This window comes from Maricaulis virginensis (genome assembly GCF_027922185.1).
In the GTDB taxonomy this organism is placed as follows: domain Bacteria; phylum Pseudomonadota; class Alphaproteobacteria; order Caulobacterales; family Maricaulaceae; genus Maricaulis; species Maricaulis virginensis.
Genome location: NZ_BSFE01000001.1, coordinates 284578 through 310379, shown reverse-complemented (window position 1 = coordinate 310379; position 25802 = coordinate 284578). Strand labels below are relative to the sequence as shown.

21 protein-coding genes and 2 tRNA genes are annotated in these 25802 nt (G+C 66.0%); 10 read left to right on the top strand and 13 right to left on the bottom strand.

All coding sequences use genetic code 11. The annotated features are described in order from the left end of the window. Positions 1 to 134: 134 nt before the first annotated feature. The 3 genes from PKE71_RS01495 to PKE71_RS01485 all read left to right on the top strand — a co-directional run bounded on the left by PKE71_RS01495 (position 135) and on the right by PKE71_RS01485 (position 1716). Positions 135 to 566: a VOC family protein gene (locus PKE71_RS01495; protein ID WP_271185184.1), complete on the top strand. Its 432-nt coding sequence runs from the start codon at positions 135 to 137 to the stop codon at positions 564 to 566. Between the two features lie 34 nt (positions 567 to 600). After that, positions 601 to 954: a DUF1428 domain-containing protein gene (locus tag PKE71_RS01490; RefSeq protein ID WP_271185183.1), complete on the top strand. Its 354-nt coding sequence runs from the start codon at positions 601 to 603 to the stop codon at positions 952 to 954. 81 nt (positions 955 to 1035) lie between these two features. Next, positions 1036 to 1716 carry a nitroreductase gene (locus PKE71_RS01485; protein WP_271185182.1) on the top strand — a complete coding sequence of 227 codons (681 nt, stop codon included), beginning with the start codon at positions 1036 to 1038 and terminating at the stop codon, positions 1714 to 1716. Here PKE71_RS01485 and PKE71_RS01480 read toward each other — a convergent pair. Next, a complete protein-coding gene (locus PKE71_RS01480) occupies positions 1713 to 2990 on the bottom strand; it encodes a M1 family aminopeptidase (protein ID WP_271185181.1) in 1278 nt (425 codons plus the stop codon). The genes PKE71_RS01485 and PKE71_RS01480 overlap by 4 nt on opposite strands. 209 nt (positions 2991 to 3199) lie before the next feature. Here PKE71_RS01480 and PKE71_RS01475 point away from each other — a divergent pair, with 209 nt between their 5' ends. After that, entirely contained in the window at positions 3200 to 3988 is a 789-nt protein-coding gene (locus PKE71_RS01475; protein WP_271185180.1) for an exodeoxyribonuclease III, read from the top strand. A gap of 9 nt (positions 3989 to 3997) precedes the next feature. Here the strand turns inward: PKE71_RS01475 and selD are convergent, their stop codons facing one another. Next, positions 3998 to 5050 carry a selenide, water dikinase SelD gene (selD, locus tag PKE71_RS01470; RefSeq protein ID WP_271185179.1) on the bottom strand — a complete coding sequence of 351 codons (1053 nt, stop codon included), beginning with the start codon at positions 5048 to 5050 and terminating at the stop codon, positions 3998 to 4000. 54 nt (positions 5051 to 5104) lie between these two features. On the opposite strand from selD, the gene mnmH reads away from it, so the two are divergent. After that, positions 5105 to 6166: a tRNA 2-selenouridine(34) synthase MnmH gene (gene mnmH, locus PKE71_RS01465; protein WP_271185178.1), complete on the top strand. Its 1062-nt coding sequence runs from the start codon at positions 5105 to 5107 to the stop codon at positions 6164 to 6166. A gap of 36 nt (positions 6167 to 6202) precedes the next feature. Here mnmH and PKE71_RS01460 read toward each other — a convergent pair whose 3' ends face one another. The 5 genes from PKE71_RS01460 to PKE71_RS01440 form a co-directional block, all read right to left on the bottom strand. After that, entirely contained in the window at positions 6203 to 7189 is a 987-nt protein-coding gene (locus PKE71_RS01460; protein ID WP_271185177.1) for a DUF3137 domain-containing protein, read from the bottom strand. Beyond that, the gene (locus PKE71_RS01455; protein WP_373878785.1) at positions 7189 to 10179 is read right to left on the bottom strand and encodes a valine--tRNA ligase; all 2991 of its coding nucleotides are present in this window, start codon (positions 10177 to 10179) and stop codon (positions 7189 to 7191) included. The genes PKE71_RS01460 and PKE71_RS01455 overlap by 1 nt, the downstream gene beginning before the upstream one ends. A 318-nt stretch (positions 10180 to 10497) precedes the next feature. Beyond that, positions 10498 to 11088, bottom strand: coding sequence for a DUF2497 domain-containing protein (locus tag PKE71_RS01450; protein WP_271185175.1), 591 nt, complete (start codon positions 11086 to 11088; stop codon positions 10498 to 10500). A gap of 95 nt (positions 11089 to 11183) precedes the next feature. After that, complete coding sequence (locus PKE71_RS01445; protein ID WP_271185174.1) at positions 11184 to 12593, bottom strand: TolC family outer membrane protein; 1410 nt, start codon at positions 12591 to 12593, stop codon at positions 11184 to 11186. A gap of 241 nt (positions 12594 to 12834) precedes the next feature. Further along, positions 12835 to 13494: a protein-L-isoaspartate O-methyltransferase family protein gene (locus PKE71_RS01440; RefSeq protein WP_271185173.1), complete on the bottom strand. Its 660-nt coding sequence runs from the start codon at positions 13492 to 13494 to the stop codon at positions 12835 to 12837. A gap of 206 nt (positions 13495 to 13700) precedes the next feature. Between PKE71_RS01440 and PKE71_RS01435 the strand changes: the two genes are divergently transcribed. Beyond that, positions 13701 to 13774 (top strand) — tRNA-Cys (locus PKE71_RS01435). 110 nt (positions 13775 to 13884) lie between these two features. On the opposite strand, the gene PKE71_RS01430 is transcribed toward PKE71_RS01435, so the two are convergent. Next, the gene (locus tag PKE71_RS01430; protein WP_271185172.1) at positions 13885 to 14574 is read right to left on the bottom strand and encodes an SDR family oxidoreductase; all 690 of its coding nucleotides are present in this window, start codon (positions 14572 to 14574) and stop codon (positions 13885 to 13887) included. A 79-nt stretch (positions 14575 to 14653) separates the two neighbouring features. On the opposite strand from PKE71_RS01430, the gene PKE71_RS01425 reads away from it, so the two are divergent. Next, positions 14654 to 16174 carry a cryptochrome/photolyase family protein gene (locus PKE71_RS01425; protein WP_271185171.1) on the top strand — a complete coding sequence of 507 codons (1521 nt, stop codon included), beginning with the start codon at positions 14654 to 14656 and terminating at the stop codon, positions 16172 to 16174. Between the two features lie 979 nt (positions 16175 to 17153). Here PKE71_RS01425 and PKE71_RS01420 read toward each other — a convergent pair. Further along, entirely contained in the window at positions 17154 to 17510 is a 357-nt protein-coding gene (locus PKE71_RS01420) for a DUF962 domain-containing protein (RefSeq protein WP_271185170.1), read from the bottom strand. Between the two features lie 395 nt (positions 17511 to 17905). On the opposite strand from PKE71_RS01420, the gene PKE71_RS01415 reads away from it, so the two are divergent. Next, positions 17906 to 17981 (top strand) — tRNA-Asn (locus tag PKE71_RS01415). Positions 17982 to 18166: 185 nt separating this feature from the next. After that, positions 18167 to 19306 carry a GNAT family N-acetyltransferase gene (locus tag PKE71_RS01410; protein ID WP_271185169.1) on the top strand — a complete coding sequence of 380 codons (1140 nt, stop codon included), beginning with the start codon at positions 18167 to 18169 and terminating at the stop codon, positions 19304 to 19306. Between the two features lie 8 nt (positions 19307 to 19314). On the opposite strand, the gene PKE71_RS01405 is transcribed toward PKE71_RS01410, so the two are convergent. The 3 genes from PKE71_RS01405 to PKE71_RS01395 form a co-directional block, all read right to left on the bottom strand. After that, the gene (locus PKE71_RS01405) at positions 19315 to 20412 is read right to left on the bottom strand and encodes a hypothetical protein (RefSeq protein WP_271185168.1); all 1098 of its coding nucleotides are present in this window, start codon (positions 20410 to 20412) and stop codon (positions 19315 to 19317) included. 100 nt (positions 20413 to 20512) lie between these two features. Next, a complete protein-coding gene (locus PKE71_RS01400; protein ID WP_271185167.1) occupies positions 20513 to 21262 on the bottom strand; it encodes a prephenate dehydrogenase in 750 nt (249 codons plus the stop codon). Between the two features lie 95 nt (positions 21263 to 21357). Continuing rightward, complete coding sequence (locus PKE71_RS01395) at positions 21358 to 22269, bottom strand: DMT family transporter (protein ID WP_271185166.1); 912 nt, start codon at positions 22267 to 22269, stop codon at positions 21358 to 21360. A gap of 87 nt (positions 22270 to 22356) precedes the next feature. Between PKE71_RS01395 and PKE71_RS01390 the strand changes: the two genes are divergently transcribed. Further along, positions 22357 to 23787, top strand: a complete 1431-nt coding sequence (locus PKE71_RS01390) for an aminotransferase-like domain-containing protein (protein ID WP_373878784.1) — start codon at positions 22357 to 22359, stop codon at positions 23785 to 23787. A 99-nt stretch (positions 23788 to 23886) separates the two neighbouring features. Here the strand turns inward: PKE71_RS01390 and PKE71_RS01385 are convergent, their stop codons facing one another. Further along, positions 23887 to 25800 carry an ABCB family ABC transporter ATP-binding protein/permease gene (locus tag PKE71_RS01385; RefSeq protein ID WP_271185164.1) on the bottom strand — a complete coding sequence of 638 codons (1914 nt, stop codon included), beginning with the start codon at positions 25798 to 25800 and terminating at the stop codon, positions 23887 to 23889. Between the last annotated feature and the right edge of the window lie 2 nt (positions 25801 to 25802).

The window sequence follows — 25802 nt, the reverse complement described above, 5'->3', positions numbered from 1 at the left end:
CGCAGCTGCACAGGCATCGTCATACCGTCTTGGAGGCCCTCGAAATTCCGAGTTAGTTATTTTTTGTGACTTCATAGTTGCTTTTTATAATTCAGTTCGGCAGGATCGCCAAGACCAACACAGGAGGAACCCCTATGCCGCAGATGATTTTCGTCAACCTGCCTGTTACCGATCTTGAGAAGTCGATCGCCTTTTACCAGGCCGTCGGCGCCGTGAAGGACGAGCGTTTCTGCGACGGCAGTGCTGCAATGATGACCTTTTCGGACACCATCAGTGTCATGCTGCTCACACACGAGCGCTTCAGCCAGTTCACCGACCGCAGGATCGTCGATGCCCACACCTCGGCCCAGGTGCTCAACTGCCTGTCGCGCGAAAGCCGCAACCATGTCGATGAAACCGCCGAGAAGGCGGGCACGGCGGGCGGCCGGGTCGACCCCTGCCCGCCGCAGGAATACGGCTTCATGTACGGGCGCAGCTTTGCCGATCCTGACGGCCACATCTGGGAACTGGCCTGGATGGACGTCGAGGCTGCCATGAAGGCCGGCCAGGAAATGGCCGACGCCTGACAATCTTTTCAATCAACCCTGGAGAAATACATTCATGACTTATATCAGCGGCATGGTCGCTCCTGTCCCGACCGCCAACCGGCAGGCTTTTCTGGATCACGCCCGCCAGGCAGCCGAACACTTCAAGAAGCACGGTGCCCTGAGCATCATGGAGTGCTGGGGCGATGACGTGCCGGGCGGCGAGACCACGTCCTTTCCCATGGCCGTGAAACTGAAGGACGACGAGACCGTCGTCTTGTCCTGGATCGTCTGGCCCTCGAAAGAGGCCGCAGACACCGCCTTCCAGGCCATGATGGAAGACCCGGCCTTCAGCCCGGAGACCAATCCGATGCCGTTCGATGGCCGCCGCATGATCTTCGGCGGTTTCGAGCCTGTGTTCGAGGTCTGATCGCGATCCGGCGCGCGACCGGCTTCCGGTTCGCGCGCCGGACCTCTAGTCTCGGGACAAACAGATATCAGGTTGGTCCCGATGACGCTTTCCGTTTCCGATGCGCTCAGACAGCGCATCTCCACACGCGCTTTTCTCGACACCCCGGTCAGCGAGGATCAGGTCCGCGGCTTGCTCGAACTGGCCAGCCGGGCCCCGTCCGGCGGCAATCTCCAGCCCTGGCAGGTTCACGTCGTCGCCGGCGAGGCGCGCCAGCGTGTCATCGACGCGGTGAAGGCCAGCCAGGCCGAACACTTCAAGGGCGAGCCGGAGCTGGAATACCGCGTCTATCCCAAACCGCTGGAAGAGCCCTGGTATTCGCGCCGCTTTGCCTGCGGCGAAGCGATGTATGCCTCGATCGGCATCGATCGCGAGGACAAGACGGGCCGGCTGATACAATTCGCCCGCAACTTCGAGTTCTTCGGTGCGCCGGTCGGCCTCTTCGTCTCGCTGCACACATCCATGCAGCCCGGCCAGTGGTCCGATTGCGGCATGTTCATCCAGTCCTTCGTGCTGGCTGCCGAGGAGGCCGGTCTCGCCACCTGCTGCCAGGAATTCTGGGCCGCCTTTCCCAAAGCCGTGAAAGGCGCGGTCGGCATCGGCGGCGACTACACCCTGTTCTGCGGCATCGCCCTGGGCCATGCCGACCCGGACGCGCCGATCAACACCACGCGCACCGCCCGTGCCGGCGTTGACGAATTCGCGCGGTTCGAGGGGTTCTAGTCCTCGCCGGCGAGCATCGCCTCGAACGCGGCCCGGGCATCGGCTCCGGCTTCCCGTTCCACCAGTTCCAGAAGCGCCGGTGTCGTGGCAACGCCCTCAACCGCATAGCCCTGCATGATGCGGGCAAACTCGTCGCGCCCGACACGCGCTTCCAGCCGCGCCATGATCAGCGGCGCCTTGCGATACATGATGATGTGCGGCGGGCGATCCCGGCTTGCCGGTGTCCAGACCGCGCCATTGCCGCCGGGGCTGGCCTCTACTGCAGAGCGATAGCTCTCGAGCCGCGCTTCATAGGCCTCTTCGCCGAAAGCTTCGCGAATGGCCATGTTGGCCATGGTGTCGGCGATCCCTTCATTGAGCCAGTTCTCGACGGTCATGGCATTGCCGCGGCTCCAGTAGTGCGCAAGCTCATGACAGATGAACTGGAACAGCGAGACCGGGTCCTCCCCGTCGATATCGGTCAACGCAATCAGCGTCCCGCGTGAATAACCGGCCTCGGCCCGGTCGTTCACGGTCACGGCGGCTTGCGGCAGTGGGCCGGCCGGCCCGGCCAGCGAATTCAGATAGTCCGTACAGAAGTCCAGCGCTCCGCTTACCGCTTCAACACCGGCGCCGGGCCCGGCCCGCATGTCATGGATGACATAGCCGTCTGCTTCGATGCGTCGGGAACGCGATGTCAGTGTGAAGGCGACGTCCAGGGCCGGACGCGTCTGCTGGAGATGGAAACCGCCACGAGCCGGAACCAGCGTCTCGATCCCGACACCCGACCAGTCCGAAGCATCTTCTCCGGCGAGGGTGATATCGATGTCGGCAGTGACCAGCGAGGTGAAACGCGTATCGAAGGGCATCCAGAAACTGTCGACAGTCAGTTCCACCTTGCCGGCTTCCACCGTGTTGATCCGTGTCTCCATGGGTTCGGGCAGCAGGACGCCCTGATACTCGACCGAAATCTGCCGGCCGCCCGGATTGGCTCCGGGGTGCAGCGTTACGGTGTAGGTCGGCACGGCGCCTGAGAACGTCTCCAGCGCGCCCGCCGTCACGCTCGCGACACTGTCGCCGGTGATGCGCACATCCTCGAATGACGGGCTGAGCAGGAAGGTCACCGCCTCGATATCGTCCTCCTGCACGCGGATGGTCCAATCGAGTGCGACATGGCCCGTTGCCGGCGTGATGACCATGTCTCCGTCATAGTGGAGCCGGGCATCCTGAGCCCGGGCCGCAACAGCCGGTGTAAGTGAGAGCGCCAGAAACCCGGCGGCCAGAGCGCGATGCATGAATATCTCCCGTTCTTTGCCTGAAAGACCGGATGCAGTCCCGGCCCGGATCGGATGCACGCTTCAGGCCTGGCAGTCGAAGCGGCCCCGGGCGGCGCGGCCGTGTTCATGATCCACGGGCGATGTCATGATCCGCAGTCCTCCCCGCTTTCCTCACCGGCGAAACCGCTTAAGCTGGCCGCACACCGTCAAGAAGGGCCGATACTGCCATGACCCTGACCGTTGCTTCCTGGAACGTCAATTCGATCAAGGCGCGCCTGCCGAACGTGCTGGACTGGCTGAAGGAGGCCGCGCCCGACGTGGTCTGCCTGCAGGAGATCAAGACGGTCGACGAGGGCTTCCCGCGCGAGGAGATCGAGGCGCTCGGCTATAATGTCGAGACCCATGGCCAGAAGACCTATAACGGCGTCGCGATCCTGTCGAAATTCCCGATCGAGGAAGCGCTGCCGCGCCTGCCCGGCGATGATGAGGACGACCAGGCCCGCTATCTGGAAGCGGTGATTTCCGCCGAGAGCGGCCCGGTGCGCGTCGCCTCCATCTACCTGCCCAACGGCAATCCGGCGCCCGGTCCGAAATACGACTACAAGCTGGCCTGGATGGAGCGTCTGCGCCGCCATGCGCAAAAGCTGCTCGCCTTTGAGGAACCGTTGATCCTGGCGGGTGACTATAACTGCATCCCGCGCGACAGCGATTGCTGGGATCCGGCCGTGTGGGCCGACGATGCCCTCGCCCTGCCGGAGACGCGCGCCGCCTTCCGTGCCCTGAAATGGCTCGGCTTCACCGAGGCCTTCGAACAGGTCGACGGGCGCGGCCACCAGTACACATTCTACGATTACCAGGCGGGCCGCTGGCAGAAGGGTCACGGCATCCGGATCGACCATCTCCTGTGCTCGCCGCAGGCCGCCGACCGGCTGGAAGGCGTGGAAATCCACACCAAGACGCGCGGCAGGGAAAAGGCCTCCGACCACATCCCGATCGTCGGCAGCTTCGCGCTTTAGGCCCGATCCTCAGTCCACACTGACCCCGGCCGGGCCGGCTTCCATTACGCCGATCATGGTGGCATCCGCATGGCCGTGCTGGCGGAAGACCTCCAGCACGGCATCGGCGCTGTCCGGCGTACAGGAGACGAGCAGGCCACCGCTGGTCTGCGGGTCGCACAGCAGGGCGCGTTCGGCATCGCCGAGACGGGGCGCAAGCGTCGCACTGTCTGCCACAGCAGCCCAGTTGCGGCCGGACGCTCCGGTCTTGATCCCCTCGCCCGCCAGCTGGCGGGCCGCGTCAAACACCGGCACGCGGTCCCAGTCGATCCGGGCCTTCAGGCCGCTGCCCTGCGCCATCTCCGCCAGATGCCCCAGCAGGCCGAACCCGGTGACATCCGTGGCGGCATGAACTCCGGCCATGCCGGACAGCGCTGCGCCTGGCGTATTGAGACGCGTGGTCGAGGCGATCATCTGGGCATAGGCGTCTTCGGACAGCTCACCGCGCTTGAGGGCTGCCGAATAAATGCCGATCCCCAGGGGCTTTCCGAGGATGAGGACATCGCCGGCCTTCGCCCGGGCGTTCGCCAACAGGCGGTCAGGATGCACAAGGCCCAGCGCCACGAGACCGTAGATCGGCTCCGCCGCATCGATGGAATGCCCGCCGGCGACCGGCGCGCCCGCCGCCTCGGCAACCGCGCGACCGCCCTCCAGGATCAGGCGCACCGTCTCGCGCGGCAGTGCATTCACCGGCATGCCGACAATGGCGAGGCAGAAGATCGGCGTCGCGCCCATGGCATAAACGTCCGACAGCGCATTGGTCGCCGCGATACGGCCGAAATCGAACGGGTCGTCGACGATCGGGGTGAAGAAGTCGGTCGTTGCCACAAGGGCCGTCTCGTCATTGATCCGCCAGACCGCAGCATCGTCGCGCGTGGCGGCATCGACCAGCAGATCCTTCGGCATGGGAAAGCCCGAAGGCGCGCCCAGGATATCGGTCAGGACGGCCGGATCGAGCTTGCAGCCGCAGCCGCCACCATGCGCCAGCGATGTCAGCCGCACTGCCTGTGTGTTATCCATCATCCCGTACCGCTCCGTTTTCGCTAGTCTGCTCCCCGAACAGGGGATCGACGCCGCATGCCGCGCCTTGCCTACACAGATGACCTATCGGCGGAGGAATTGGAACGCTTCGATGTCATCATCGATGTGCGCTCCCCGTCCGAATTTGCCGAAGACCACCTGCCCGGCGCCGTCAACCTGCCGGTCCTGGACGATGAAGAACGCGCCCGCGTCGGCACGCACTATACCCGGGTCTCCGCCTTCGAGGCGCGGCGCATGGGGGCCGCGCTGGTCTCGCGCAATATTGCGCATCACCTGGAGACGGCGCTGGCGGACAGACCCAAGGACTTCAAACCGCTGATCTATTGCTGGCGCGGCGGCATGCGGTCGCAATCGATGGGACTGGTACTGGCATCGGTGGGCTGGAAGGTGACCCTGATCGAGGGCGGCTATCGCACCTGGCGCCGACAGGTCGTCGCGGCGCTGGAGACCGGTACTGCCCCGCACGTCGTGCTGATCGACGGCCAGACGGGGACCGGCAAGACCGCGCTACTGCACGCGCTCGCGGCCGAGGGCGAACAGGTGATCGATCTGGAAGGCCTGGCCCATCACCGCGGCTCGATCTTCGGCGATTTCGCCGGCATGCCCCAGCCCGGCCAGAAGGCTTTCGAAACCGCCCTGCACGACCGGCTGCGCCGTATGGACCCGTCCCGTCCGGTCTTCGTGGAGGCCGAATCGCGCCAGGTCGGACACCGCCGCGTTCCGCCGCGCCTGTGGGACGCCATGCAGGCCGCGCCGCGCATCACGATCACCGTTCCGGTGGACGAGCGCGCCCGCTATCTCGTCGAGGCCTATCCGGACCTGCTGGCGGATGCGGGCAAGCTGGACGCCGCCTTCGAGGGGCTCAAACCCTTCCACGCCAAAGCCCGCATCGCCGAATGGCGGGCACTCGCCCAGGCCGGCGACTGGCACGCCCTCGCCCGGGCGCTGATCACAGAGCATTACGACCCCGCCTACAATCGTGCCCGCAAGCGCCAGGAAGCCGGCAGCGGCCTGGTCCGGATGGAGATCGACCGACTCGACGAGGCAGATCTCACGGCCGCTGCAACGCGCATCATAGCGATCGCGAAAGCGCTCTGATCTGTTTCTTCCTCCCCACATCGTGGGGAGGAAGCTTCAGTCCTGACCTTCCGCCACGTCTTCCACCAGGCTCGGCTCGCCGGCGATCGCAGGTCTGACCAGGAGGTCGATCAGGCCGAGCACCTGGGTCAGCTCGCCCACCAGGGCCTGCACGCGCGACTGGTCGGCGAGCGGTTTGCTCATCGAGCCGATCTCGAACAGATTGCCCGTCTCGGCCGCAATCAGCAGCTCGCCCTCGCCGCTGTGCGCGTCGAACATGGCGCGCACGCGCTTGCCGCGCAGGTCTTCTTCCAGCTTCAAGAGGCGTTCCATGAAGGACGGGGTCAGCATGTAGCGCGCCAGCACCTGGTCGTCGCCATAGACCTCGAAAATGCGCTCGAACTTGGGGTCAACCAGACCGATCCGCTTGAGATCATGCCCGCCCATCGACCGGCCCAGTGCGGCCAGCCCGTTGAACCAGCCATTGTCACGGGTGATCACGGTCACGCCCTCGACCTTGCGCGGGAAGGTGATGCGGATGATCACACCGCGGAAGACGGTGACATAGTAGGTGCGCTTGTTGGACCGGCGCCGCTGTTCCAGATGCGCCTCATAGAGCTCGAAATCGCAGCCCTGCCGTTCGCCGGAGAAACAGTCCTCGAAATGGCGGCGATTGTAGGAGGGCAGCAGGTCGTAGTCGCGCAGGGTCTGGAACCGCGCCGGCTCGGCCGGCTTTTCCATGTAGGACAGGTCCAGCGCCTCGGCGACAGCACTGTTGAGCCTGGTCTTCACCTGCTTGGCCAGCCGGCTCACCCGCTGATTGCCGACGATGCCACCAATCACCGTGCTGACGAACAGGCCAAAGAAGAAGAACACTCCGTCACCGGCCCACAGGTACAGCAATCCACCGACCGTGAAGCCGGCGGCAAAGCCGCCGGCGAGGCAGTAGAGCCGGTGCCGCAAGGCCTGTTTGCGCTCGACCTCCAGCTCGTCGAGCCAGGGTTTGAGCGTGTTCGTCCAGAGCTCGTCCCAGCGCTCGTCCATCAGGCCTCCTGCAGGCGCTCCAGCGCCTCGGCCAGCTTGGTCTTCTGCGTGGAATAATCCGCCAGTTTCTCACGCTGTTCGGCGACAACATCGGCCGGCGCATTGGCGACGAATTTCTCGTTGCCCAGCTTCTTCTCCAGCCGGCCGATCTCGCCGTCCAGCCTGGCGAGCTCCCTGGAGAGGCGTTCGCGCTCGGCGGCGAAATCGATGACACCTTCCAGCGGCAGGGCCAGCGTGGCCTCGCCCAGCACGGTCTGCGCCGAGGCCGGCGGCACGCTGTCGGACACGCCGATATCGGCCAGGCGCGCCATGCGCTTGATCAGCGCTTCATGGCGTTCCAGCCGGTCCTGCGTCTCGGCGCTGGCGCCGACGGCGATCAGAGGTACCTGGGCGCCGGCCGGCACATTCATCTCGGCCCGCAGGCGGCGGATATCGGTGATGAGATCGATCAGCCAGCCCATTTCGGCGGTGGCGGCCGCATCGTCGAGCCCTTCAAGAACCGGCCAGTCGGCGACGATCAGCTGGGTGTCGCGCGTGCCCGTTTCCTGCCACAGCGCCTCGGTGACGAAGGGCATGAAGGGGTGGAGCATTTTCAGCGCCTGGTCGAGTACATAGGCGGTCGTCGCCCGCGTCTCGGCCTTGGCCGCCTCGTCATCGCCGTTGAACAGCGGCTTGGCGAATTCCAGGTGCCAGTCGCAGAACACGTTCCAGACAAATTTGTAGGCCGCTGCCGCCGCCTCGTTGAAGCGGTAGCCGTCGAGCCCGGTATTGATCGCCTCGACCGCCTTGGCGGCTTCCGACAGGATCCACTTGTTGACGGTCTGCTCGACCGATTTCGGATCGAAATCCGCCACCGGGCGGCACTCGTTCATTTCGCAGAAGCGCGCGGCATTCCACAGCTTGGTGCCGAAATTCCGGTAGCCCTCGACGCGTTCCTTGGACATGCGGATATCGCGGCCCTGCCCGGCCTGGGCGGCGAGCGAAAAACGCACGGCATCGGCGCCGTATTCGTCGATCAGTTCCAGCGGGTCGATCACATTGCCCTTGGACTTGGACATCTTCTGGCCCTTCTCGTCGCGGACGAGGGCGTGGATGTAGACGTCCTTGAAGGGGACTTGCGGCCGGCCCTCCGCATCCTTCATGAAGTGCAGGCCCTGCATCATCATGCGGGCGACCCAGAAGAAGATGATGTCGAAGGCCGTCACCAGGACCGAGGTCGGATAGAAGCGTTCCAGTTCTTTCGTGTCTTCCGGCCAGCCCAGCGTGGAGAAGGGCCACAGGGCGGAGGAGAACCAGGTGTCGAGCACATCCGCGTCCTGGTAGACGAGAATACTGGGATCGTAGTTCGCGCTCTCATGGCGCGCCACGGCCTCCTCGCGGGATTCCACGATTTCGAGACCGTACCCGGCATGCAGAGCCGCGTCGTAGTACGCGCGAAGCTGCCGCTCCAGGTCTGCGCGATCTTCGGCGACGAAGACCGCCTCGGCGCGGCTCGCCGGATTCTCGTCGAATTCTGCGGGATCGGCCAGGCCTTCAAGGCTGGGCCCGTACCAGGCCGGAATGCGATGGCCCCACCACAGCTGGCGCGAGACGCACCAGGGCTGGATGTTGCGCATCCATTCGAAATAGGTCTTTTCCCAATTCTTCGGATGGAAGGTGGTGCGCCCGTCCTCGACGGCGGCGATCGCGTCCTTGGCCAGCACATCCGCCTTCACGAACCATTGATCGGTCAGCATCGGCTCGATCACGACATGCGAACGGTCGCCGAAGGGCTGCTGGATCTTCTTGTTCTCGACCAGCGGGATGTCATTGCCCTCGTCATCCTTGACGGTGACGGCCAGGCCTTCCGCGGTGATCGCCTCGACCACGCGCTTGCGGGCCTCGAACCGGTCGAGACCGCGATACTCCTCCGGCACGAGATTGATGGCATCGACCTCGGCTTCGCCGGGCATCTCCCCGCCCTTGGCGATGGCCATCGCCTGAGACGCGCACGTGGCATAGGGCGCGCCGTCGGACCGCATCGCGGCCTGCATGTCCATCAGACGATAGAGCGGGATATTGTTCCGCTTGGCGACTTCGTAATCGTTGAAATCGTGTGCGCCGGTGATCTTCACCGCACCCGAGCCGAAGTCCGGATCGGGATATTCGTCGGTGATGATCGGGATCAGGCGGCGATGTTCCTTCGGCCCGACCGGGATCTCGCACAGCGCACCGACGATGGATGCGTAGCGCTCATCGTCCGGATGCACGGCCACCGCGCCGTCGCCCAGCATGGTTTCCGGGCGTGTCGTGGCGATCGAGATATAGTCGCGCTCCTCCTCGAACACGACATTCCCGTCCTCGTCCTTCTCGACATAGGTATAGGTCTTGCCATCGGCGAGCGGATACTTGAAGTGCCACATGTGGCCGTCGACCTCGACATTCTCCACTTCGAGGTCGGAGATGGCGGTCTCGAACTTGGGATCCCAGTTCACCAGCCGCTTGCCGCGATAGATCAGGCCCTGCTCGTAGAGCTCGACAAACACCTTGAGCACAGCCGCGGACAGGCCGTCATCCAGGGTGAAGCGCTCGCGCGACCAGTCGCAGGACGCGCCCAGGCGCCGGATCTGCTGCTGGATCTGGCCGCCGCTTTCTTCCTTCCACTCCCACACGCGCTTGAGGAAGGCCTCGCGCCCCATCTCGCGGCGGGACACATTACCCTCGTCCGCCAGCTGGCGCTCGACCACCATCTGCGTGGCAATGCCCGCATGGTCGGTCCCCGGCTGCCACAGCACCGAACAGCCCAGCATCCGCTTGTAGCGCACCAGCACGTCCTGCAGCGTATCGTTCAGCGCGTGGCCGATATGCAGACGCCCGGTGACATTGGGTGGCGGGATCACGATCGAGAAAGGCTGCGCGTTCGGGTCGTCCTTCGGCTGGAAAGCGCCGGACGTTTCCCAGGCTTCGTAGATCGAGGCCTCGGCTTGGGCAGGGTTGAAGGTCTTTTCCATCGTGGATCCGCTGGTGTTGAGCACGCCTGTCGCGTTTAGAGCGTTTTACGGGCAAGCGCACGGCATTGTCAGCCCGGCAGCTGCGGATGGGTGGCCAGGCGTCGCCTCTTCGTTGCACCAGCCATCCTCCACCGCCGTCATCCCACGGGGGCCGCGAAGCGGACATCCGGGGGACCTCGCCAAACCGGCCGGCGGGCAAGCTGAGGTCCCCCGGACAAGCCGGGGGATGACGGCGCCGGATATGGGAAAAACGCCCACTCAAACAAAAAAGGCGCGCCCCGCAGGACGCGCCTTTTCAATTCCGTATGCGACAAGAGCCTAGCGGCGGCGGCGCGCGACGCGGTCGATTTCGGCCTGGACCTTCTCGTCGACGATGGACGGCAGGTTGGCGTCGAGCCATTCCTTCAGCATCGGACGCAGGAGGGCGCGGACCACACCTTCCAGCGTGCGGCCTTCCTCGTCGGAGATGCGGATGTTTTCCGCCAGCGTGTGGAAGGAGCCCATCGCAGCCGTGGCGGCCGGTTCCGACATGATGCCGTCGGAGACTTCGTCTTCCAGCGCGTCGAAATCGATTTCCGGTTCCGGCTCGGGCTCGGGTTCCGGTTCGGCAAAGGCTTCCGGCTCATCTTCCTCTTCCCGGTCGATGATCATCAGATCGTCGTCCATGGACAGGGGATCCGTTCCGCCTTCCGGCTCGTCGACCTTGTCGGTCAGCTCCAGCACATCGCCCGTATCGCCGGCCTCGTCGAACATGGCGTCGACATCGTCCTGGCTGTTCGGCTCGTCGGCCGCCGGTTCCGGCGCCGCTTCGGCCTCGGCCGGTGCGTCGTCGTCATCCTCATTGATGATCCGGCGGATCGAGGAGAGGATTTCCTCCATCGACGGTTCGTTTTCGGCTTGCTCTGCCATTACGCCAGGTCCCTAAGAAATTCGTTCAATTCTCTTCTAACGCGAATAAACCGGCCAGGACACTGCCTGTCCAGTCCATCGCTGCCGGAAAGAGCCTAGTCCCAGGGCGTTAAGTCAAGGTTAGGAAAGCGTGACTGGCGCATATCCTGTTCTGCGGGATCGTAGACATCGACCGCCAGGCCGAGCTGTTCCGCGGAAACCAGACCCATCGCCTGCAGCAATTGATAGCCGGCGACGTAGGAATCCCGCTCCGCCGTCACGAGCGTGAGACGGGAGTTCAGCAATTCCTGTTCGGCATCAAGCACATCGAGCGTGGTCCGGATGCCGACATAGGCCTCCTGCTCCACCCCGTCCAGGGCGATCTCGTTGGCGCGGACGGCCTGTTGCGAGCTCTCGATCACGGCGAGCGAGGTGACGTAATTGCTCCAGGCATTGGTCACCCCCTCGGTGACCTGGCGACGCGCCTGGCGCACCTGGTGGCGGGCCTGTTCTTCCTGGGCAACGGCTGCGCGCACACGCGAACGATTCAACCCGCCGGTGAAAATCGGGATGGAAACCCGGCCGGTCACCGAGGTCGAATCACGCTCGTCGCCGGAAAAGCTCGAATCGCGGGCCGCCGAAGCGCTGGCACTCAGCGTCACTTCCGGACGCAGGTTCGAGCGGGCGATGCGGATCGCATGGCGGGCCGATTCCTCGCTGAACCGGGCCGCCAGCAATTGCGGGCTCGACTGGTAGGCGAACTCGGCGGCATCGGCGAGACTGTCAGGCATGCCCGGCAGTGCCGGCGGCTCTTCCAGCGTGGCCGGCGGCTGGCCCGTGACGCGCTCATAGGCCGCCCGGCTGACAGCGAGCTGCGACTGGGCGGCGGACAGTTCGGCCTGGGCGCCGGACAGGCGCGCCTCGGCCTGGGCCACGTCGGTACGGGTGATCTCGCCGACCTCGAACCGGTCACGCGCGGCCTGCAGGTGCTGGGCGAGCACTTCGGCATTATTGCGGCGGATCTCGACGACGCGCGCATCGCGGCGCACATCCATGAAGGCGGTGACGGCATCCACCAGCACGGTCTGCTCGACCGAGCGCAGCGATTCACGGCCGGCCATGATCTGGGCCGTGGCCTGATCGATCGCGCCGCTCACCTGGCCGCCGCCATAAATCAGCTGGCTGGCGGTAAGGGAGTAATTCTTCGGGGTCGCGTCGCTGGTGCTGTTCGACGACACCCGGTCGTCGCCGATCACGAAGGTGCTCTGGGACTCGACATGCTGGCGCGAGATGGAGGCGTCGGCGGAGACGGTCGGCAGCCGCCCGGCCATCGCCTGGACCCGCCCCTCGTCGATCGCGCGCAGATTGGCCCGTTCGGCCTGCAGCGTCGGATTGGAATTATATGCCATGATCAGGGTGTCTTCGAGCGACTGGCCCCAGGCCGGTGCGGCCATCGCAATCAGGGAGACACTCCCTGCCAGTACAGCCCCGAAAATCCCCTTCGGTCCCTGTGTCGAACGCGTCATCTACGCACCCCTTGTCGCGCGGACCGGCCCAGCCCGTCCCTCGTGGAAAACCTTATACCGCCGGCAGGCCGGATGGCCAGCGACGCAATGTCGCCTGCATATAGGAAGCCCGTCCAGCAAAGTGAACGATGTTTGCCAAACTTTTAGCCCCTCGTCATGCACAAGTCATCAGCTGATGACTTCACAGACAGGGAAATCCGGCCATGCAGAAATGCAGCGACGGAATCCGGTCAGTGCGGAATCAGAAGGTGAAACCGGGCTCGGCCTCGAAACCGGGCAGCACGGTGGCGTTGGCATCGAACACGATACGCTCGCCGATACCCGCTTCGGACTTGGTGAAGATCGTCGCCTTGCCCACCGGGCCCTTGCGCACGATCACGGCCAGGCGGCCACCATTGGCCAGCTGGTCGAACCAGGCATCCGGCACGATATCGACCGAACCATTGACGAAGATCACGTCGTAAGGCCCCTGCCCCGGCACGCCTTTCTTGGGATCGCCTTCGATCACCACGGCATTGTCGGCACCGATGTCCGACAGGAGGCCGGCAGAACGGGACAGGCCGTCCTCGTCATTCTCCACACCCACGACCGTCTCGGCCATGCGCGCCAGGATCGCGGTGGAATAGCCGCGGCCACCGGCGATATCGAGCACCAGCTCGGTCGGCTGGATCCGGGCGGCGTGGATCAGTTTGGCCAGGTCGCGCGGCCGCATCATCGTGCGGTTCTCGCTGGTCGCCACCTGGGCGTCGGCATAGGCAGATGCCCGGCGTGCGCGCGGCACGAAGAGATGACGCGGCGTGTCCAGGAAGGCCGCGATCAGGCGACGGTCGGTAACGTCGGCCGGGCGGATCTGGCTGTCCACCATGTGCTTGCGCGCCTGTTCGAATTCGCTCACGGGCATCTCCCTGGATGAACTGCCGTCTCATCGGCCTGCGGCCAGTCATGTGTGCGCTGATATATCCTGCCCTGCGAGGGATCGGCAACCGCCCTGCTGCGCGAGAGGCCATTCGCCGCATCCGCACGGCAAACCGGCGCAACGCAGATCGCTGTGAACTGGTCCATTGCCCCGCCCGCGCACTCCGGTTATAGCTCCCGGCTCGCAAGTGCGGCACCGTGGCGGAGTGGCTACGCAGAGGACTGCAAATCCTTGTACCCCGGTTCGATTCCGGGCGGTGCCTCCAGCCTTCGCTCGCTAGCGCGAGCTTCGGCTAGGCAAGCCCCCACATTACCCGAGCGAAGGCTGTCACGCCGAAGCCCTGGCGTAGGCGGACTGTTCGCGAGCCGCTCCCCCTCAATACGCCACCCGCTCCCCCTTGTGATCGAAGAAGCCGCCGCTGTCGGCCGGTGTCAGCGCGCCGATCACGGCGAGTATCTCCTTCGCCGCCACATCCGGTGACCGCACGGCGAGGCCGGACCGGGCGAAGGGCCGGGACAGCGGCGTTTCCACCGTGCCCGGATGGAGTGCCACGCAGATCGCCTCGCGACGCTTGCGGCCCAGCTCGATGGCGGCACCGCGCACCAGCTGGTTGAGCGCGGCCTTGGAGGCGCGATAGGCATGCCAGCCGCCCAGCCGGTTATCGCCGATCGAGCCGACCCGGGCGGACAGGGTGGCGAACACGCTGCGGCCCTCGCGCGGCAGCAGCGGCAGGAAGTGCTTCATCAGGAGCGCCGGCCCCGTCGCATTGACCGCAAAGGCCTTGGCCATATGGTCCGGATCGATCTCCGCCAGACCCCGCTCGGGCCGGAATGTCTCGTCGTGCAGGAAGCCGGTGGCATCGATGACCAGGCGCAACGCAACACCTTCGGCCGCCAGCCAGGCCGCCGCTCGCGCAATCGAAGCCTCGTCGCACACATCCACCGCCGGATCCGGCTGTCGCGACAGCCGCACCACGCGCTCGTGGGCGCCCCGTGCCTCCAGCACATCGGCCAGCGCGCGGCCGACCCCGCCCGTCGCACCGATTATCAACGCCGTCTGCGTCATGGCTGCACCTTTCGCACCCTTTAACTGGTCCTTCTCCCCGTCTCCTACGTATCCCCGGTGAAAGCGGATCGGATTGACGATGAAAGACCTTGTCCTTGTTCTGGGCGACCAGCTGAGCCCCGGCCTGCCCGGTCTGCGCCAGCTGCAGCCCGGCGATGCCGACATCCTGATGGCCGAGGTCACGGCGGAGACGGAATACGTCTGGCATCACCGCAAGAAGATCGCCTTCATCTTCTCCGCCATGCGCCATTTCGCCGGCGAGCTGCGCGCGGCCGGGCGGCACGTCATCTACCGCGCCTTCGACGAGACCCCGCCCTGCCCCGAGCTGGCGAGCGCCGTCGCCGATGCGCTGGCGGCAGGCAACTACAAGCGCCTCATCCTGACCGAACCCGGTGAATGGCGGCTGCGCGCGGAAATGGAAAGCTGGGAAGAGCGCTTCGGCCTGCCGGTCATCATCCTGGAAGACGACCGCTTCATCTGCTCGCACGATGATTTCAACCGCTGGGCCGACGGGCGCAAACAGCTGCGCATGGAATATTTCTATCGCGAGATGCGCCAGCGCACCGGTCTTCTGATGGAGGGCGGCAAGCCGGCCGGCGGCCGCTGGAATTTCGACAGCGAGAACCGCAAGCCCGCCAGCGGCAACCTGTTCATGCCGCAGCCTTTCGGCGCCGAGCCCGACGCGATCACGCGCGACGTGCTGGACCTGGTCGAGGCGCGCTTCCCGGACGGTTTCGGCGATCTGCGGCCCTTCCGCTTCGCGGTGACCCGGGCCGATGCCGAAAAGGCGCTCGACCATTTCATCGCCACGGCCCTCAAGGATTTCGGCGACTATCAGGACGCCATGCTGAAAGGCGAGGCCTTCCTCTATCACTCCGTCCTGTCGGCCTACATCAATGCCGGCCTGCTCGATCCGTTGGACGTGTGCCGCCGCGCCGAAGCCGCCTGGCAAGCCGGCGAGGCCCCGCTCAACGCCGTCGAGGGCTTCATCCGCCAGATCATCGGCTGGCGTGAATATGTGCGCGGCATCTACTGGCGCGAAGGGCCGGACTATGTCCGCCGCAATGCGCTTGAGGCCACCCGCCCCCTGCCGGACTTCTACTGGAGCGGCGAGACGGACATGGCCTGCCTGGCCGCAGCCATCGGCCAGACGCGGCGCGAGGCCTATGCGCACCACATCCAGCGCCTGATGGTCACCGGCACATTCGCCCTGATCGCCGGCATCGACCCGCACGCCCTGCATGAATGGTATCTGGCCGTCTATATCGACGCTTTCGAATGGGTGGAGGCGCCCAACACGATCGGCATGTCGCAATTCGCCGATGGCGGCCTTCTCGGCTCGAAACCCTATGCCGCCAGCGGCGCCTATATCGACCGCATGTCGGATTATTGCGCCGGCTGCCGCTATGACGTGAAGGACAAGACGGGACCCAAATCCTGCCCGTTCAATGCCCTCTACTGGGACTTCCTCGACCGCAATGCCGACCGCCTGCGCGGCAATCCGCGCCTCGGCCCGGTCTATAAAAACTGGGACCGGATGGACGAGGCAAAACGCCAGGCCTATCGCGACCGGGCAGAGGCGGTGCTGAAGGGGCTTTAATGGCGATTACCGTGGCTTCCCCCTCTCCCCGGGGAGAGGGAGTTCCGGCAGAGCTGGCCAAAGCCATCGCCTCAAGCACCCTGAACACCCTCGGCTTCTCCCGGCCACCCGCTTTCGGGGGCGCGGGCTTCAGTCAGGGCCCGGTTCGTGAGGCGCGGTGGCCGCCATCTCGCACTTATCCCCGCCTCACTCACCCTATCCAACCCGCCGTCATCCCCCGGCGTGTCCGGGGGACCTGCGCTCGCCGGGGGGTGATTTCGCTGCAAAGCGAGGAACTTGTCTCCGCCAACGGGATGGCTGATATCCCCCGGACACGCCGGGGGATGACGGGGGAGAGAGAAAAGCGCGGGAGATTTATCCCCGCCCGCTCAACTGCGCGTATGCTCGTCAGCGGTTTCCGGGATGGGAGGCATGAGCTCAGTCCCTTGTGCCCGGGAGCGTGCGGAGCTCGTCCGCGCCTGGTGGGTGACAGCATCAGGCTCCGGCGTGGCCATCTGCGGGGACACCGGCACAAAGCTCGACCGGAGCGTGCCTGCAGGTTTCGAGACGGGGCCCGCAAGGGACCCGGGTAAATCTCCGCGTGCGGGATGCCCCGGGCATCACCACCAAACCTTCAAATCCGGACACGATGTCCGCCGTGCATCCCGCACCCCTCTCATCGCTCCAGGGTTCTGCCCGTGGAGGGTTTTGTGCTGACACGCCTTTCCTCCCCATTCCATGGGGAGGTGGATCGCCGCAAGGCGGCGAGACGGAGGGGCGCCGCGCCAGCCCCTTCGACCCGCGGCTAACGCCGCGGCCCACTTCCCCACGAGGTGGGGAAGAAGAGCACCGAGCCGCTTTCCCCGGATTTATTCCGGGGTCTGGCGGCGTTTCAGATGCAGGCTCAGCCGGACCCCGGCACAAGGCCGGGGGAAGTGGAGCGGGAATACGGGGAGAAAACCGCGGCTCAATCGTGCAGGCCCTTGGCCCGCCGGGAAGATCAGGCGCGTTCCGCTTCCACCGTACCGTCCGGACGTACACCCGCCTTTTCCAGTTCGCCATCGAGGCGGCCCGTCAGGAAGAGGCCGAACATGCGATAGTCGCTGATCAGCGACCAGAGCGGATAGGTGAAAGTCGCCGGCTTGTTGCGCTCGACGAAGGCGTGGCTCACCCAGGCGAAGAAATAGCCTGCGACCGGAACGGCCAGCAGGCCCCACCAGGTCTGCGTCGCCAGCGCCGCGATCAGCACCAGGATCGCCAGGGTGGACCCGACATAATGCCAGTTGCGCGTCGCCGGACGGGCATGCTCGCGCAGGTAATAGGGCCAGAAAGAGCTGAAAGTCGTGTGTTCGCGCATCGTCACCTCCCCGTATCGAACTGCCGTGTCGAACTCCCGTATCGGCAGGCCGAATCACTAGCACGGCCGGCCCCGGAACCGGAAACCGCAAAAAACATGGCTAACAAAAAATCTTCAAAAAGCCGCTCATTTCCATGAATCCATTAGGGAACCGGCAAGGACGGTGAACCATTTTCCCAATTTTCCCGACCCCGTTAACTCCGCCTTAAGGGTTCTCAACCAAATCTGTACGCGTCTTCCCGTGAAGACACCCCACCATCCACCCAATGCCTTTTCGGGAGCCTTCGCGGCTCCCGATTTTTTTTGCAGGAAACCGGCAGGTCTTGAGCAGCAGGGTGCTTGCGCCCTGAACAGAAGCTCTGATAAAAGCCGGTCCTCGCTTGAGAGAACGGTATTCCCCGGTAGCTCAGTTGGTAGAGCAGGTGACTGTTAATCACCGGGTCGGCGGTTCGAGCCCGTCCCGGGGAGCCATTCTTCTCCTGATAGCGAATTTCCCTACGAGTGCAGGCCGATCCCTGACCGTTTTTCCCGCGCCCGAGCGTTCCGATTCCGCACAGCCAGACCCGTCTGCATCGCCGTTTCTTCCGGCATGAAACTCGCATGACGAGTCCCTGCCGGACGCGAGACTTCCTGCACCGGCACACGAGGGATGAGCGATGCGCGAGACATTCCAGCTGGTCGAGGCCGACGCACTGAGCGAGAGGGATTGGCAGTCCCTTGCCCGCCTGCGCGCTGCCTGCCCCGGCTGTCACAGCCCCTTCCTCGATCCTGCTTTTGCCCGCGCCGTTGCGCAGGTTCGCCCCGACACTTTCATCGGCCTTGCCTTCGAGGACGAGACGCTGGTCGCCGCCTGGCCGCTGCATGTGGCCCGCGATGGCTGGACGCGGCCCGCCGGTGCGCCCTTTGCCGACTGGAACGGACCTCTTGTCGCGCCGGGCAGCACGCTGACCCCGGCCCGCATGATCGATGCGCTGGGCCTGGCCGGTCACACGGCCTCGAACATGACCTGCCGCCCCGGCGGTCCGGCCCTGCATGAGGAAACAACCCGCTCGCTGGTCACCGACCTCAGCGCCGGAGGTCAGGCCACGCTCGACGCGCTCACCCGCCGTCACCCGCGCCATTTCAAGAAACTGCGCCGCCTCGGCCGCAAGCTCGCCGCCGATCATGGCCCGGTCACCCTGACCCGCGCCGGGCCGGACAGCGAGGCGCTGGGCCGGCTGCTCGACCTCAAGCGCGCCCAGCTGGTGCGCTCGGGCCTGCACGACGTGCTCTCCCCGGCCTGGGTACGGGCCCTGCTGGAAAGCCTGCACCAGCCGCGCGCCGGCAGCGATTTCGGCGCGGAGCTTTTTGTGCTGGAAGCGGGCGGCGCGTTCGTCGCGGCCGAGTTCAACCTGCGCTCCGGCCCGGTCATGCATGGCTGGCTGGCCGGGTATGAGCCCCGCTTTGCCGCCTATTCGCCCGGCCATCTTCTGGTGATGCATCTTCTGCCCGAGATCGCCGCGCGCGGCGTCGAGGAATATGACGCCGGCACGGCCGAGCACGGCTACAAGGACTATTTCGCCAATGGCGAGCGCACCGGTGTGTCGGCGACCCTGTTCGCGGAAAGCCGCCGCACCGCCTTCCGGCCCGTCCGCGATACCTTGCACCGGCTGGAACATGCCGGTCCGGGCGTGCTGGCCCGCCTGATCGGCCGCACCCGCCGCCGGCTCGACCAGATCTGTGCCGCGGAAACCAGCTTGCGCGGCCGCACCCGCGGCACGCTCAGCGCCCTGCGGCGCTTCTTCCCGGCGGGGTAGGCGCGTCGTTACCGCATCAAGCCCGGCGGCGTGCGGTAGGCGAAGAAGTAGTCGGCATCGCCGGGGCGCGGCGTCCAGGCCTGGCGCATGGCGTCGTCGCGGAACTGGACATGGCAGGGGTCGTAGTCGAGCCGGCGGGTCAGGCACCAGCCCCCGGCCCTGATGACGGCCCCGGGAACCGCCCGGGGGAAATGCAGCCGCACCTTGGCCACACCGGCCCGCCGCGCGCACGCCAGGATATGCCGCAGAACCGCGATCTGGGCGGCAATGCCGTCCTCATCGTCCACGCCCAGCCAGTCGACGATCTCGACATGCTCCAGCCCGTCGGCCGAAGGCTTGGTCAGCAGCGTCCCGGCCAGCAGCGCCGGCACACCGTCGATGCGCGCGAGGAGATAGTCGAACCCGCCGGCCCGGTCGGGGTCGCGGCGGCGATAGTCCAGCCGTTCACGGTCGAAAACCCGCACCGCCTCACCCGACGCGGCCAGCCGCTCTGTCAGGCGGGCGAGATCGACATCGTCAGCCCGGTCCAGCGGCTCCACCGTCACACGCGGCGCCGGCCGGTCGGCGGTATCCAGGCCCAGCGCGAACACCCGGCTGAAGCGCTCGCGATCCGGCGGCAGCCGGTGCAGCGCCTTCTGCAGCCGGGTCAGCGCGATACGCAGCGGCGCTGTCGGCCATTCCAGCCACACCCGCCCCGCCTCGCCCAGCCAGGGCGCAGCGCCGATCCGCGGCAGGATGCGCGCAGACAAGCCATTATTGTTGAGGGTGGAATAGACGTCGACGCCGGTCTGGCGCAGGCCGTGACGCGCCAGGGTGATCCCGGCCTGGCGCCCTGCGGAGAGGTCGGTCACCAGCGTGTGGCCGATGGCAGCGCGCAGCGTGCGCTCGCCGATCCGGTAGCGCGAGGCGAAATTGCCGATCAGGCCCACCACGGCACCGCCGCGCTCGCACACCCAGCCGGACGGGATGCCATCCTGGTCGGGATTTTCGAACAGCACCCAGTGCCAGCCCGCCTCCGAGCGCTCGGGAAAGCCGCAATCGCGCACGATGCGGGTGATCGCCGGAATATCGTCCGGTGTGACCGGACGGATCTCGCCGCGTGCCATGGCCCTCCCCTCCGGTCCGCGCACTCATGCTCCGGACACTGCCGTCCGGTTGCTGATGACCAGAATGCCCCCCGAAAGTGAGCAAGCGCTTAAGCGGGTGCTATTCGGCCAGACGCTTGTCCAGCGCCCGGGCCGCCTCGAAGAAGCGGCGGCGCAGATCGGCGGCATGCGGATTATGCCGCTCGATGGCCCGGAACAGCGCGTCACTGTCCTGCGAGACGAGCCGGGCCGCCTCCGCCAGAAGCTCGAAGGAGCGCGTCGTATAGGGTGCGGGCGGCAGGTCGAGATCGGTGATCACCTTGGAGACCAGATGGGTCAGCGCCTGCACGCTGGCCATAGTGCGGTCGTGCGTGTCGGCGTCGGACAGATGCACGTCCAGCGCCAGGCGCTCGCGCAGGAAGCTGGCCGCACACTCCGGGTCCACGCCCGGTTCCGGGCACAGCACGATCGACTGGCCGGCCACACCCTGCGCCGCACTCTGCGGCCCGAAGAGCGGGTGGGTGCCCAGGATGCGTGTGCCCGCCGGCAGGGTCTCGCGCAGGATGCGCATCGGCTCCAGCTTCACCGAGGCCACATCGATCACCAGCGCGCCCGGCTGGATATGCGGTGCGATGGCGGCGGCCACCTCGCCCAGCGCCTGCACCGGCACGGCCAGGATGACGACCGGCTGTGCTGCCGCTTCGGCCAGCGTGACGGCCTGCACGCCGTCCGGCATGGGGGCATGCGGATCATGTCCGGTCAGATCGGCATGGGGCGCCAGATGCCGCGCGGCCAGCTGTCCGAACGCGCCCAGACCGATGAGGCCGATGGCGGGACGCCCGTCAGGCATGGTTTCCGGGGTACTCGCCATGGCGACTCCGTGGGACCGTTCAAAGCGTGATCCGGTGAAGGGGAAACCGGCTCACCTGATCACGCCACCGCTCGGGATTCTGTTCCAGGGGCCGATTATGCACGCCGGCGCAGGCGTGTGAACGCGGCAGCGCTGCGCGATCCCGGACGGGAGAAATGCTTGGCCCCGGCCACGCACAGCACGATCCCGGCCGCTGTGGCGATCATCGCACCGCTGATCTGCTCGTGCAGCAGCAGGGCCGCCAGCATGAGACCGAAGAAGGGCATCAGCAATTGCAGCTGGCTGACCGCCGCGATACCGCCCTGGGCCAGGCCGCGATACCAGAAGATGAAGCCGATCAGCATTGAGAAGACCGACACATAGCCCACGCTCAGCCAGACCGGCAGGGCGATGCCGTCAAAACTCGCCGGCGCGGTGAACAGCGAGATGGCCAGCATCGCCGGCAGGGCCAGCACCAGCGCCCAGGAAATCACCTGCCAGCCGCCCAGATGCCGCGACAGCCGCGCGCCCTCGGCATAGGCCATGCCGCACAGGATCAGTCCCGCCATCATCATGCCGTCGGCGATCAGGTCGGAACTGCCGCCGCGGCCGAGGGCAAAGCCGGCGACCAGCGCCGCACCGAGGCCCGAGAAAATCCAGAAGACCGGATGCGGACGCTCACCGGCCCGCAGGAAACCGAAGATCGCCGTGATCAGCGGCAGGAGGCCGAGAAAGACCAGCGAGCGGGCGGCATCGACCCGTTCCAGCGCCAGGGCCGAGAGCAGCGGAAAGCCGATCACCACGCCCGCCGCCGTCGCCGCCAGCGGCAGCAGATCGCCCCGCGCCGGCCGGCGCTCGCGCAGCACCACGAGCAGCAGGAGGCCCAGCACGCCGGCGATGCTGCCGCGCATCGCGGTCAGGAAGAGCGGGTCGAAGCCCGATACCGCGATCCGGGTCGCCGGCATGGATCCGCTGAAGATCAGCATTCCGGCAAATCCGCTTGCCCAGCCCCGATACGCTTCACGCATGACGATCTCCTGTCTGTAACCGCGCCATGAGAGCGGCGGCAGACTGGAAAGGCGAGAGACACTCCGATACAATTTGGCAAAACCGTACTGGTACAAAGAGCAATACAGATGGCCGATGGCAGCCCCCTCTCCCACGCCGCAGACACCTCCCTCGTCGGCAAGGTCATGGCGACGATCGAAAGCCGGATCGCTTCGCGCAGCCTGACGCCCGGCGCCCGCCTGCCCTCGATCCGCGCGCTGGCGGAAACGCTCGGCGTGTCCAAGTCCACCGTCGTGACGGCCTATGACCGGCTCGCCGCGGAAGGCACGATCCAGTCGCGCCCGGGCTCCGGCTTCTATGTCGCGGCCCCGCTCGCCCCGCTCGCCGTTGCCGATCTCGGTCCCAGGCTGGACCGCGCGGTCGACCCGTTCTGGATTTCCCGCCAGGCGCTGGAAGCCGGTCCGGAAATGCGCATGCCCGGATGTGGCTGGCTGCCCGACAGCTGGATGCCGCACGCGGATATCCGCCGGGCGCTGCGTTCGCTGGCGCGGGCCGATACCGGCACGCTGGTCGAATACGGCTCGCCGCGCGGCCTGCCCGCCCTGCGCCAGATCGTGGCCCGGCGCCTGGCCGAGCGCGGGATCGAGACCTCGCCGGACCATGTCGTGCTGACCGATTCCGGCACCCAGGCGATCGATCTCGTCTGCCGCTTCCTGGTCGAGCCGGGCGATACCGTGCTGCTGGACGATCCGAGTTATTTCAACTTCCAGACCCTGTTGCGCTCGCACCGGGTGAAGATTGTCGGCGTGCCCTACACACCGGCAGGACCGGACGTGAAAGCGTTCGCAGAGATCCTCGATCGCGAGAAGCCGCGCCTCTACATCACCAATTCCGGCCTGCACAATCCGACCGGCGTGACCCTGTCACCGACAGTCGTGCACCAGGTGCTCAAACTGGCCGAACGCGCCGGGCTGACCATTCTGGAAGACGATGTCTATGCCGATCTGGAAGTGAACCCCGGTCCGCGCCTGGCGACCTATGACGGGCTGGAAAACGTCATCCATCTGGGCAGTTTCTCCAAGACGCTCACCGCCGCCGGCCGCTGCGGCTTCATCGCGGCGCGGCCGGACTGGGTCGAGGCGCTGGTCGACCTGCGCATCTCCACCACATTCGGCGGCGGGCGGATGACGTCGGAAATCGTGCTTCACCTGTTGCGCAGCGCCGCCTATCGCAGGCATGTCGAGGGGGTGCGCACGCGCCTGGCTGAAGCCATGGCGCGCACTGCCGACCGGCTCGCCCGGATCGGCATCGATCCCTGGGTGCGCCCGGCCGCCGGCATGTTCCTGTGGTGCCGCCTGCCCGGCGACACCGACGCTGCCGATCTGGCCCGTTTCGCCCTGAAACACCAGGTCGTCCTGGCCCCCGGCAACACGTTCAGCCCGTCACAAACGGCCCGCAACTTCCTGCGCTTCAATGTCGCCCAGTGCGACGATCCGCACATCTATGACGTGCTGCAAAGGGGGCTGGAGCGCGGCTAAAGCATTTTCAGCAAAAGTGGGAACCGGTTTTGCGGTTCGAAAATGCAACCACTCAAGAAACAGAGCCATTTCATCGACCGCGATTGCGATGAAATGGCTCTAACTCGCGGCCGTGTCTCCGGCATTGACCGGAAACGGCACGACACTGCTCTCGCCGGCCTCGCTCTGGCGGCGCCACATGGCGGCGTAGAGACCGTCGCGGGCGAGCAGTTCGTCATGGGTGCCGCTTTCGGCGACCCGTCCGTCATCGAGCACGAAAATCCGGTCGGCGCCGGCGATCGTCGACAGGCGGTGCGCAACGGCAATCGTGGTCCGCCCGCGCGCGGCTTCGGCCAGCGCCGCCTGGACCTCTTTCTCGGTCTGGCTGTCCAGCGCCGATGTTGCCTCGTCGAGCACCAGGATGGCCGGGTTCTTCAGGATCGCCCGCGCCACGCCGACCCGCTGCTTCTCGCCGCCGGAGAGTTTCAGCCCGCGTTCGCCGACCCGGGTTTCCAGACCGTCCGGCAGACCGCGCACGAAATTCGCCAGATGGGCGCGCTCCAGCACCTGCCAGATCTCGTCCTCCGAAGCGTCCGGCCGGCCGTAAACGATGTTGGAGCGAAGCGTGTCGTTGAACAGGACGACATCCTGCGGCACCAGGCCCAGCGCCTCGCGCAGGCTCTCCTGGGTGACGTGGGCGATGTCCTGGCCGTCGATCTCCACCCGGCCGCTGTCGGGATCGTAGAAGCGGAACAGGAGGCGCAGCACGGTCGACTTGCCGGCGCCGGACGGCCCGCAGATCCCGACAAAGCCGCCGGCCGGCACGTCCAGCTCGACGCCATTGACCGAGCGCGACCGGCCGTCATGGGTGAAGGTCACGTCGCGCAGCCGCACCGCACCGCCCGTGAGACGCAAGGGTTGCGCATCCGGTGCATCGGCGACTTCCGGACGGAGCGACAGCGTGTCGAACACCCGCTCCATGTCGATCGCGCCCTGCTTGATCTCGCGATAGGCCCAGCCGAGGATGTTGAGCGGCTGGTACATGTTCATCAGCATCATGGTGACGGCGGCGATATCGCCCGGCTGCAGGACACCGTTCCAGGCCTTCCAGCCGGCCATCAGCGCCATGGCCAGAAGACCGCCATTCATCACGAAGGCCTGGGCCCCGTTGAGCAGGGCGAGCGAGGATTGCGACCGCGCCGCGGCGTGGGCATAGCGCGTCATGGCATCGTCGAAGGCTTCGGACTCGCGCCGCTCGGCGGCAAAGGCCTTCACCGTCTCGAAATTGATCAGGCTGTCGACGGCACGGGCCGAGGCCTCATTGTCGGCCTCGTTCATCTGGCGGCGGATGCGCACCCGCCACTCGGTTACCGACCAGGTCAGCACCATGTAGATCACGACCGTCACCACGGCGATGGCGGCAAACTCCCAGCCATAGTTCACACTGAGTACAATCGCTGCCAGTCCCAGTTCCAGCAGGGTCGGCGCGATGTTGAAGATCAAGAAGCGCATCAGGAAGTCGACGGCCCGCGCACCGCGCTCGATGATGCGGTTGAGCGCGCCGGTGCGCTTGGTCTGGTGATAGCCGATCGACAGGGTCTGCACATGGGCAAAGGCGTTCACGGCCGTCAGGCGCTGGGCGTCCTGGCTGACCGGCGCGAACAGGGCGTCGCGCAATTGCGGTGCTCCGACCGACATGAAACGCGCCACGGCATAGGCGAAAAAGGCCATACCGAACGTGCCGGCAAGGCCTGACAGCAGGCCGGTCGCCGCATCCGTGCTCTCGCCCGCACCGGCGCCCCCTTCGCCCAGGCGGGCGGAAATCAGGTTGATCCCGTCACCGAAGAAGACCGGCGCCACCACCGCGAACAGTTTCGCCACCACGGTCAGCGCCAGCGCCACGCCCATGCGGAAACGCCATTTCGCCATGTCCGGCGAGGCCAGCAGGGCGAACAGACGCACCATGGTCTTGCCCAGCGAGCCCTGGGGCGCGGATTTCGCTTCGTCTTCGGTATCGCCGGGAAGAGGTCTCATCG